This is a genomic window from Klebsiella sp. GG_Kp173 (genome assembly GCF_040062415.1).
Classification (GTDB): Bacteria; Pseudomonadota; Gammaproteobacteria; order Enterobacterales; family Enterobacteriaceae; genus Klebsiella; species Klebsiella quasipneumoniae.
Genome location: NZ_JBEAFZ010000042.1, coordinates 1 through 9472, shown reverse-complemented (window position 1 = coordinate 9472; position 9472 = coordinate 1). Strand labels below are relative to the sequence as shown.

The 9472-nt window shown below is 57.4% G+C and carries 9 protein-coding genes and 2 pseudogenes; 1 reads left to right on the top strand and 10 read right to left on the bottom strand.

The window, feature by feature from the left end; translation table 11 throughout:
- The 9 genes and pseudogenes from ABLU50_RS15675 to ABLU50_RS15635 all read right to left on the bottom strand — a co-directional run.
- The coding region (locus tag ABLU50_RS15675) for an IS1 family transposase (RefSeq protein ID WP_348864833.1) at positions 1 to 214 on the bottom strand (214 nt) is incomplete at its 3' end.
- A 143-nt stretch (positions 215 to 357) separates the two neighbouring features.
- Positions 358 to 2091 carry an ABC transporter ATP-binding protein gene (locus ABLU50_RS15670; RefSeq protein WP_004181985.1) on the bottom strand — a complete coding sequence of 578 codons (1734 nt, stop codon included), beginning with the start codon at positions 2089 to 2091 and terminating at the stop codon, positions 358 to 360.
- Between the two features lie 7 nt (positions 2092 to 2098).
- Complete coding sequence (locus tag ABLU50_RS15665) at positions 2099 to 3046, bottom strand: acetamidase/formamidase family protein (protein ID WP_004118225.1); 948 nt, start codon at positions 3044 to 3046, stop codon at positions 2099 to 2101.
- 44 nt (positions 3047 to 3090) lie between these two features.
- Positions 3091 to 4695: an ABC transporter substrate-binding protein gene (locus ABLU50_RS15660; RefSeq protein ID WP_004152278.1), complete on the bottom strand. Its 1605-nt coding sequence runs from the start codon at positions 4693 to 4695 to the stop codon at positions 3091 to 3093.
- Positions 4696 to 4707: 12 nt separating this feature from the next.
- Positions 4708 to 5628: an ABC transporter permease gene (locus tag ABLU50_RS15655; RefSeq protein WP_004118227.1), complete on the bottom strand. Its 921-nt coding sequence runs from the start codon at positions 5626 to 5628 to the stop codon at positions 4708 to 4710.
- Positions 5628 to 6476, bottom strand: coding sequence for an ABC transporter permease (locus ABLU50_RS15650; protein WP_004118228.1), 849 nt, complete (start codon positions 6474 to 6476; stop codon positions 5628 to 5630). The genes ABLU50_RS15655 and ABLU50_RS15650 overlap by 1 nt, the downstream gene beginning before the upstream one ends.
- Positions 6473 to 7066 (bottom strand): ANTAR domain-containing protein, encoded by a 594-nt coding sequence (locus tag ABLU50_RS15645; RefSeq protein ID WP_004118229.1) that lies wholly within the window; start codon positions 7064 to 7066, stop codon positions 6473 to 6475. The genes ABLU50_RS15650 and ABLU50_RS15645 overlap by 4 nt, the downstream gene beginning before the upstream one ends.
- Positions 7063 to 8190: a transporter substrate-binding protein gene (locus ABLU50_RS15640; protein ID WP_004182135.1), complete on the bottom strand. Its 1128-nt coding sequence runs from the start codon at positions 8188 to 8190 to the stop codon at positions 7063 to 7065. Before ABLU50_RS15640 ends, ABLU50_RS15645 begins: the two co-directional genes overlap by 4 nt.
- Before the next feature lie 284 nt (positions 8191 to 8474).
- A pseudogene (locus ABLU50_RS15635) lies at positions 8475 to 8576 on the bottom strand (integrase); the annotation flags it as partial.
- On the opposite strand from ABLU50_RS15635, the gene ABLU50_RS15630 reads away from it, so the two are divergent.
- A complete protein-coding gene (locus tag ABLU50_RS15630; RefSeq protein WP_161989521.1) occupies positions 8571 to 8783 on the top strand; it encodes a hypothetical protein in 213 nt (70 codons plus the stop codon). The pseudogene ABLU50_RS15635 and the gene ABLU50_RS15630 sit on opposite strands and share 6 nt — an antisense overlap.
- A gap of 205 nt (positions 8784 to 8988) precedes the next feature.
- Here the strand turns inward: ABLU50_RS15630 and ABLU50_RS15625 are convergent.
- Positions 8989 to 9177, bottom strand: a pseudogene (locus ABLU50_RS15625) (DUF2913 family protein); the annotation flags it as partial.
- Positions 9178 to 9472: the final 295 nt, after the last annotated feature.

Genomic DNA, 9472 nt, shown 5'->3' with positions numbered 1-9472 from the left:
TGCGTGCACTGGCGCGACATCCGACGCCATTCATGGCCATATCAATGATTTTCTGGTGCGTACCGGGCTGAGAGGCGGTGTAAGTGAACTGCAGTTGCCATGTTTTACGGCAATGAGAGCAGAGATAGCGCAGATGTCCGGCAGTGCTTTTGCCGTTACGCACCACGCCTTCAGTAGCGGAGCAGGAAGGACATCTGATGGAAATGGAAGCCACGCAAGCACCTTAAAATCACCATCATACACTAAATCAGTAAGTTGGCAGCATTACCAACTTTTCCAGCTTAATGGCCTCTCGTCGGGTTGTGTGGCAACAGTGTTGCCACCGGCGGAAATCCGCCGGTTTGAATGCTTTTTTGTTCAGCAGGCGACGAGGTGCCCGTCGCCAAAATCGGTAAAGCGCTGCGGTACTCTCTGATAGCCGATGGGTTTGATCGGTTCTGGTCTTATCGGCATTGCGCTGGGGGCTCGGGGTTGCCGTCTTTGCTGAACGTCAGGTATAGGAACGGCGCTGAGCAAGTGCTGAGTATAAGGATGCTGCGGATGGTGCAACACTCGATCTCGTGGGCCGATCTCCACGAGCTGGCCGCCAAACATCACCGCTACCCGGTGGCAGATGCGCTCCACCACCGCCATATCATGGGAAATAAACAGATAGCTGAGCCGATAGCGCTGACGCAAATCTTCCAGCAGCGTCAGCACCTGCGCCTGTACTGAAACATCCAGCGCGGAAACCGATTCATCGGCGATGATCACTTTCGGGTTCAGCGCCAGCGCGCGGGCAATGCAAATGCGCTGGCGCTGGCCGCCGGAAAACTGGTGCGGATAACGCCGCATCGCTTCCGCTGGCAGGCCGACCTGCTGCAATAGCTGCGCCACCCGCTCCGTGCGCTGTACTGCGGGCATCTGCTCATGAATCAGCAGCGGCTCCCCAACCAGGTCGAAAATAGTTTTGCGCGGATTGAGCGCCGCCCAGGGATCCTGAAACACCATCTGCAAATCGCGGCGTACCGCTCTTAACGCCTCGTCCTTCAGGCCGTGCAGCTCCTGTCCGTTAAGCTGCGCGCTGCCGCTAAATGGCACCATATTCATCAGCGCTTTTGCTGTCGTCGATTTACCGCAGCCGCTTTCACCGACGATGCCCAACGTCTCGCCGGGGAAAAGATCGAAGCTGACGCCATCGACGGCATGGACTTCGCGACGCACGCGCAGGCCGTCGCCGCGCACCGGAAAGCGCACGCTGAGGTCGCGGACGCTGAGCAACGGTCGCGTCGCCTCGACCGGCGCCAGCGCGGGCGCCTGGCCCAGCACCGGTACCGCCTGCAACAGCTGGCGGGTATAAGCCGCCTGCGGCGAGGTAAACAGCGTTTTTGCCGGAGCCTGCTCCATGATTTTGCCGTGACTCATGACCAGCACATCATCGGCCATTTCTGCCACCACTCCCATATCGTGGGTGATCAACAGCAGGCTGGTGGAAAACGCCTGCTGCAGTTCGCGCATCAACTCGAGGATCTGCGCCTGAATAGTGACGTCGAGGGCCGTGGTCGGCTCATCGGCAATCAGCACCTGTGGCTGGCACAGCATTGCCATGGCGATCATCACCCGCTGGCGCATACCGCCGGAAAGCTCGTGCGGATACTGTTGCAGGCGCTTCTCCACATGACTGATTTTGACCGCGTCCAGCATCGTGCTGACCCGGCTGCGCCGTTCACGGCGGCCCAGCACTTCGTGGCGTTGCAGCGTCTCTTCCAGCTGCTGGCCCACCGTCATCAGCGGATTGAGCGAGGTCATCGGTTCCTGAAAAATCATGGCAACCGACTTGCCGCGCAGCAGCTGCATTTGCCGCTCCGGCAGGCTGAGCAAATCCTGGTTATCAAAAATAATCGCGCCGCCTGGAATCTGTGCCTCCTCCGGAAGCAAACCCATGATCGCCAGCGAAGTCAGCGATTTACCGCTGCCCGACTCGCCGGCAATACACAGAGTTTTTCCCGGCCAGAGCGCAAAGCTGACGTCATCCACCACCCGCTGTGTACCAAACTGGATCGACAGGCGCTCGACCGAGAGCAGCGGCGCCGGAAATAGGACTGCTGACATAACGCTCCTAATTAAACACGCTGTTGGGAAAATAGAACGACACCACCCAGTTAGGCCGATCGACGATTTCGCTGATGCGCAGATCGCCGCACACGGAGCAGAGCATATAGGCCTCTTCCGCCGACATCCCTTGTTCGCGGCACAGCGCATCGATGGTATAGCTTACCGCGTCGCGGGCGGCGGTCATCAGGTCAGGGCCAATGCCGGTGAAGGCGCTGTAGCCGTGCCGATCCAGATGTTGGGTCACTGGGCCAGGGGTGGCGAAACGCGGCGTTTTCAGCGGCATATCTTTAACCACTTCCAGCTTCACCACCACGTCCATCGCGCTTTCAATCGCCGTGCCGCAGACTTCACCATCGCCCTGCGCGGCGTGGGTGTCACCAATAGAAAACAACGCGCCTTCTACTTCCACCGGTAGCCATAATGTGCAGCCAGCGGCCAGATCGCGAATATCCAGATTGCCGCCCACGCGGCGCGGCGGCACCACCGAATGATGGCCCGCGGCGGCGGGAGCGACGCCGAGGGTACCGGCGAAGGGTTTCAGCGGTACGCGGCCATATCGGCCAAAGGCGCAGGGGGTTAAGCCCTGGCGGTCATATTGCCACAGCGTCAGCGCCGGATCAGAAAACTGATCGGCCAGCAGGCCGAAGCCCGGGATATTCGCAGTCCAGCCAAAGCCGCTGGGACGAAAGGATTCCAGCGTCACCTTTAGCGCATCGCCCGGCTGAGCGCCTTCCACATAGACCGGGCCACTGACCGGGTTGAGCTTATCAAACGGCAGCGTTGGGATATCCGCTGCGGTAGAACCGGCGTTGAACCAGCCGTTAGCCGCATCCAGGCAGTGAAACTCCAGTTGGCTGCCGGAAGCTACGTGCAGGACCGGGCTCAGGCTGTTATCCCAGCCGAAATGATGTTGAGCATGATGAATGGTCTTCACCAGACAATTTTGGCACATCCTGACTCTCCTTTAAGCAGCGGCGCCGTCCCGGCGCCATCAAATTATTTCAGTCCGATATAGTCGTAGTTGACTGGTACATGCACTGGATCGACATACAGCGCGTCCTCGCCCCCCATGCGTGCGGAATGTACGGTGTAGCGCTTCTCGTTGAATACCGGCACCCAGGGCGCGTCATCCATTGCAGTGATGAAGATTTTGCGCCAGGCTTCAATGCGCGCGTCCTGCTGGTCGGGTTTCACCATGCTGTCCGCCGCGGCCGCCTGCGCGTCCAGCGCTTTGTTGCAGTAGCGCGCCCAGTTCCAGCCGCCCTCTACCGCCCCGGCGCAGCCGAGGATCGGGCCATAGAAGTTGGAGGGATCCGGGAAATCGGCGATCCACGCCATGCCGCCGGACCAGACCATCGGCGCTTGGCTGGCGGAGCCGCCCGCCGCAATCACATTCGCCTGCGCCAGGGATTTGATGCTGGCGTGGATGCCCACTTTGGCCAGATCCTGCTGGATAGACTGGGCGATACGCGGCTGCGGATCGGTATTCATCACGTACAGTTCGGTAGCAAAACCGTTGGGGAAACCCGCTTCGCTGAGCAGTTGCTTCGCTTTTGCCGGGTCGTAGCTGAAACCCTGATATGCCTTGTCATAACCGGGCATGGCGGGTGGCAGTGGCTGGTTGGCCGGCGCCGCGCGTCCATTAATGATGCGCACGATGCGATCTTTGTTGACCGCCATGTTCACCGCCTGGCGGACTTTGAGATTATCGAAAGGCGGCAGCGTGGTTTTCATCGTCACGTAGCCGGTCTGCAACTGGTCGCCGGTGACCATCAGGCCCTTATAGGCCGGGTTGTTTTTAAACGACAGAAACTGTGCGGGCGGTACGCCGTCGCCGGCAATATCCACTTCGCCTTTTTCCAGCCGCAGCAGAGCGACCGAGGGATCCTGTCCCATTTCGAACTTTATGTGATCCAGCCGCGGCACGCCGGCTTTAAAGTAGTTCGGGTTTTTGCGGAAGATCAGCTCCTGGCCCAGCTTCCACTCCTGGAGCTCAAACGCGCCGCTGCCGACCGGATGCTTGCCGAAGTCGGCGCCCCATTTCTCCACCTCCTCACGGGGAACCACCGAGGCAAAGTTCAGCGCCAGCACATGCAGGAAGGTGGCGTTGGGCTCTTTCAGAGTGATTTTTACCGTATGATCGTCGACGACCTCGATACCGCTCAGGGTCGTGCTTTTACCGCTGGCCTCCTCGTCATAGCCCGCGATGGGACTGAAGAACCCGGCGCCCGGACTTTGGGTTTTCGGGTTGACTGTGCGTTCCAGAGAATATTTCACGTCCGCCGCCGTGACCTCGCGGCCGTTGTGGAATTTCACCCCTTTGCGTAGCACAAAGGTGTAGACCTTGCCGTCCTCGGAAATGGCGTAGCTCTCCGCCAGGTCGTTCACCAACTCGGTGGTGCCGGGACGATAGTCCATCAGGCCGTCGAACAGGCTTTTGATCATCGACCAGTTTTGCCAGTCATAGCCAATGGCCGGATCGAGGGTCGCCACGTCGTTCTGGTAGGTCACCACGATATCGCCGCCGGTCTTCTCGTCAGCCTGCGCGCCATAAGAGAAACAGGCCGCGGCCACCGCCATTGTCAATAACGCATTTTTCATCATCTTCCCCTGCTACTTTTTGACATCAATGCGCGGATCGACCCACGGCAGCACCAGATCCGCAATAAGGTTGCCGCCAACAATGGCAACCGCTGACACGGTGGTTACCCCGACAATCACCGGGATATCCACCTGTTGAATCGCCTGCCAGGCCAGCTGACCGATACCCGGCCAGCCAAAGACCGATTCGACTACCACCAGTCCGCCCATAAAAATGCCGATATCAATGCCTATCATCGGAATTAGCGGCAGCACGGCATTCGGCAGCACGTGACGCAGCAGTACGCGGGTTCGGCCCAGCCCTTTGGCCCGCGCGGTACGGATAAAATCCTGATGCAGCACCTCAATCATCGACGAGCGCAACATGCGTGAATACCAGCCGCTGCCGAGCAGGCCGAGGGTTAGCGCCGGTAGCGCCAGATGGCTGAAGCCGCCATAGCCTCCCATCGGGAACCAGTTGAGTACCACGGCGAAAAGATAGAGAAAAAGCATCGCGGCGATGAACTGCGGCGCCGAAACACCGATAAAGGAGAGCGCCATCAGAAGCCGGTCCGCCAGCCCGCCGCGTTTTAACGCCGCCAGGGTGCCGAGGGCGATCCCCAGTACCAACTCGCAGAGAATACCCGCCGCCATCAGCTGCAGTGACGGCCCGATACGGGCGGAAACCAGTTCACTCACTTCGCTGCGCTGAATAAACGAGCGTCCCAGATCGCCGTGCAGCAGCCCCTGCAGATAACGCCAATATTGCTGATAAAACGGCAGATCCAACCCCAACTGATGGCGGATGTTTTCGACTACTTCCGGCGTGGCACTGCGCCCGGCGATTTGGCGCGCTGGATCGGCGGGCAACATAAACAGCAGCAAATAGCAGATCAACGTAACGCCAAGCAGGATCAGCCCGGCATGCAACAGACGTTTTCCCAGAAATAGCATTAGTTTCGTCCTTTTAAGCCGGGATCGAGGGCGTCGCGCAGGGCGTCACCAGCGATATTGAAAGAGAGCGACAGCAGCACAATCGCCGCGCCGGGAAAGAACACCAGCCAGGGAGCCGAAGTAAAATAGCTCTGGCTTTCAAAGATGATGTTGCCCCAACTCGGCGTTGGCGGCTGTACCCCCACCCCGAGGAACGATAGAGTAGCTTCCAGCAGGACTGTGGTGGAGATGCCTAGTGTGGCCCAGACCAGCACCGTTGGCGCCAGATGTGGAATTAAATGCACGCCGAGAATACGCAACGTTCCGGCCCCCAGGGTGCGTTCCACGGCGATAAAGTCGCGGGCGCTAAGCGCGCTAGTTTCGGCGTAGATAACCCTGGCGATCTGCACCCAGTTCACCATGGCGATCACCAGGGACACGATCCAGACACTTGGCTGGAAAATCGCCGCCAGGGCAATCGCCAGCAGCAGTGCGGGAAACGCCATCATCAGATCGGTAAAGCGCATCAGCAGCCCTCCGATACGCCCCTGCAGATAACCTGCGCTAAGCCCTACCAGGACGCCGATCAGTACTGCAGTGCCGTTGGCGACAACACCGATGAGTAACGAAGTACGAGCTCCGTAAATTAAACGCGAGAAGAGATCGCGTCCCAGCAGATCGGTTCCCAGCCAGTAAGTGCTGTTGGGAGAAAGCGGTGCGCCTTCCAGGCTCAGTCCCTCGACAAACTGTTCATCGGGATCGAAGGGGGTGAGCCAGGGGGCAAACAGCGCGCTCATCACCACCAGGAGAATAAACAGCAGCGAGAGCAGCAGGGCTGGCCGGCGCAGAAAATATCCGACTCTATTCATTGTGCTCCCCGCTTGCCGGACGACATTCGTAGCAGCCACTTCTGCGCCACCTGTGCCACCGACTGGTTCGTACACATTGATTCCGAGCGCAGGCGAACCCATGCCTGTTGTTCATCAATACTTTCCGCTTGCATCTGGGCCGCCAGAGCTTGGGTAATCTGCGGCATTGCTGCCAGACGCTGGCGCAGTAGCATCTGTTGCTGTTGAATGTCATGCAACTGCTGACGCAGCCCCACTGCCATCATCAGGGTGGTATAGATGGCTCGCTGTGTAATAGGCTTGGTAAGGAGCGCTGTTGCCCCTAACTCCAGCGCGCGCTGTACCTGGTAAAGTCCCTCATGTGAGGTCAGCGCGATCACCGGTATTCCCGCCAGATTGATCTGGCTCAGGGTTAGCGGGCTGGCGAATGCCTCCAGTTCCACCAGTACTGCACAGGGGGTGAGAGGAGGTAAAGCTTCATCTCCGGTCAGGTGATGCCAGCGGATACCCATCCGCGTCAGGTTTTTTTCCAGCGCTTCGCGACTCCTTGCTTCACAGTCTACCAGCAGGAGCGGCTGAGCATCTAAATCCGGGGACAGCAGCGTTTTCATTTAACAATCCTCAGAGCAGGTCTGGCTGCAACCGTTCGGCTTTCACGTAGCTCGGTCGCGGAGAGATAGGGATCGGGCATAACCGGCAGCGGTTCGCGATGCAGTATCTGAAAGCAAGTTTGTTGCAACTCAGCGATGTAGCAGGGCAAACAGGCGTGGTTGTTTCGAGCCATTACTGAGCGAGCGCCCGGAGAATCAACGTCGTGCTGACGATGCAGTGCCGCCAGCACCGCACCCGGCTCGCTGTTTCCGGCCTCGCGCAGGCTATTGGCAAACAGCCTTACTGCCCGCCAGCCGCCGATATAGTAGTGGGAGATGCGCTGTGCGCCATGTTGCAGGTGCTGCCGCGCGCAAAAATCGAGATCGACGCTCTCAAAAAACGGTCCGCAGGAAAGCAAACGTACCGCCCTTAGTGGCGCGACTTCGGCGACTTCGGCTTCGGTAAAATTACAGCTGAGCACCGCTAACGTCCGCCGATCGCGAAGACAGGCCTCGTCCAGTGCGCGCAGAAACGCATAAGAGGTTTCGCCTACCAGGTTATTGAGCACAAAATCTACCTCTGTGCTGAGAATCGCCTCAATCAACTCGGTCACGTTGCTGTTTCTCAGGTGCAGATATTTTTCGCCCACCACCGTACCGCCGGAACCTTCCACTGCCTCACGGGCGATACGATTGCTTTCCCAGCCCCAGACGTAGTTAGAGCCGATCAGCCAGGAGCGATTTCCGAACATATCCAGCGCCAGCCGCAGGAGTGGCAGCAGAGTCTGGTTCGGACAACCGCCCAGATATACGACCTGCTCGCAGCTCTCGAACCCCTCGTAAGGACAGCCATACCACAGCAGCAGGTTATGCTGCTCCAGGTCCGGGATAATCTCCTTCCGACTGGCAGAGGTAATGGTTCCGAAGATATGGCGGATGCCGTGAGCGATAAAGGTGCTCACCGCTTCACTGTAGGCTGCGAGTTCACCCGCAGGGTTGATATGTCGGGCCCGCAGCTGAAAAGGATAAGCAGGATCGGCATTGATTTCCTCTAAGGCATGGCGCGCACCAAGCAGTGTGCTGTTCGCCAGGTGGCTGTAGGTACCTTCAGTGGAAAGCAAAATTCCAATATCAATAGTTTGCACGTATGTTTGCTCTCTGCATTAATAAAAAAGCCTGATTGTCCTAATAAGGACAATCAGGCTTCATTACCTGTCGATATTTAATGGATTCAAGGCTTAAGGGTTGCCCCTGCTTGCATATACCCGACATGAAAAATTCATGCCATTTTTAAAGCACAGTTAAATCAATGGATTATTTACTTTTGGAGACACTTTTGCACCAATGGGATGCGGCTTGCTCAGTTATGGTGCAATTTTCTGATGCAGTCTGGTCTCTTCAACATGAGGTGGAGTAATGCACACCTGTTTTAGTTCCACGCACTTTTTGAGAGTTCCGGTTTTTCAGCCATCAGCAGGTGATCCTCCGGCGTCAGGTTATTCAGGGATTCATGGGGACGCTCTGGATGGAAGATCCTCGTGACGAAGCCGAATTTGCCCCCGGCCACGTGCTTTTTTTCGAGCGTAACGTTGTCCATGCATTACCAACCCTTCTTGAAGAACCCGTAATATTTCTGTCATTGGCCAGCCCTCGTCGTGATCCTGAAGATATTACCTTTGTTGACCCGAAAGATGGCACTGCCAGAACCTTTATGGCCAGAAATAATGAGTCAGCATAATTTATTTCCTAGTCCATTCATATGAAAACACTGGCGGAAGAGGGCTATGCACCGAGGTAAAGGGAGGCAATCCGTCGTCAGACGGTGTACTGTACACCGAAGAACAAAACCAGGCCCGTCAGCGCGAAGGGGCTGGCTTTGTTCAAGCGAGAATACCGCGCAATGTATTAATCAGTGCAGGCTCACGTTCAATGAGACACAGCAGTTTCAGAAGCCACTCGATGTCGGGGGTAATATCACACGAAAAGCGACGTTGCTTCAGCGCCGTCGCCAGCCACCTGGTGAGAAAGAGATTTTACTGTACTGGCGACACTATATCGCCGTTCTTCCTACCTAATGCCAGCGCAACCAGCTCGCACCACGCCAGATGGGCCGATTTTTCCTTCAGATTCACTACGAACGTTTTCCTTTATTTTTCGAGAACCTGAATGTATCTTAACCGGAAGCAGAAAGGATTCGGAACCGTTCACCCTGAATTGAATACACAGCCTGGACTGACGAGCAAGTTCTCTGAATGCCGCTTTGCGGCATGGAGGCGCCAGCAGCAGTTGAGTACAACTCTGATAGTGAGTGGCGCCGTTGCCCGGCGCAGCCGGCTACTGTGTTGACAGGTTCTGCCTCACCGACCCCCTCCCTTGTATCTAACAGTTTGTGGTGATTAGCTACCACCACTGAAGCAGAGTGAGCCG

Excerpts from the sequence above, each read along its gene's own strand:
- ABLU50_RS15670 (WP_004181985.1), bottom strand. The coding sequence starts at position 2,091 with ATGTCAGCAGTCCTATTTCCGGCGCCGCTGCTCTCGGTCGAGCGCCTG.
- ABLU50_RS15665 (WP_004118225.1), bottom strand. The coding sequence starts at position 3,046 with ATGTGCCAAAATTGTCTGGTGAAGACCATTCATCATGCTCAACATCAT.
- ABLU50_RS15645 (WP_004118229.1), bottom strand. The coding sequence starts at position 7,066 with ATGAAAACGCTGCTGTCCCCGGATTTAGATGCTCAGCCGCTCCTGCTG.
- ABLU50_RS15655 (WP_004118227.1), bottom strand. The coding sequence starts at position 5,628 with ATGCTATTTCTGGGAAAACGTCTGTTGCATGCCGGGCTGATCCTGCTT.
- ABLU50_RS15650 (WP_004118228.1), bottom strand. The coding sequence starts at position 6,476 with ATGAATAGAGTCGGATATTTTCTGCGCCGGCCAGCCCTGCTGCTCTCG.
- ABLU50_RS15660 (WP_004152278.1), bottom strand. The coding sequence starts at position 4,695 with ATGAAAAATGCGTTATTGACAATGGCGGTGGCCGCGGCCTGTTTCTCT.
- ABLU50_RS15630 (WP_161989521.1), top strand. The coding sequence starts at position 8,571 with ATGGAAGATCCTCGTGACGAAGCCGAATTTGCCCCCGGCCACGTGCTT.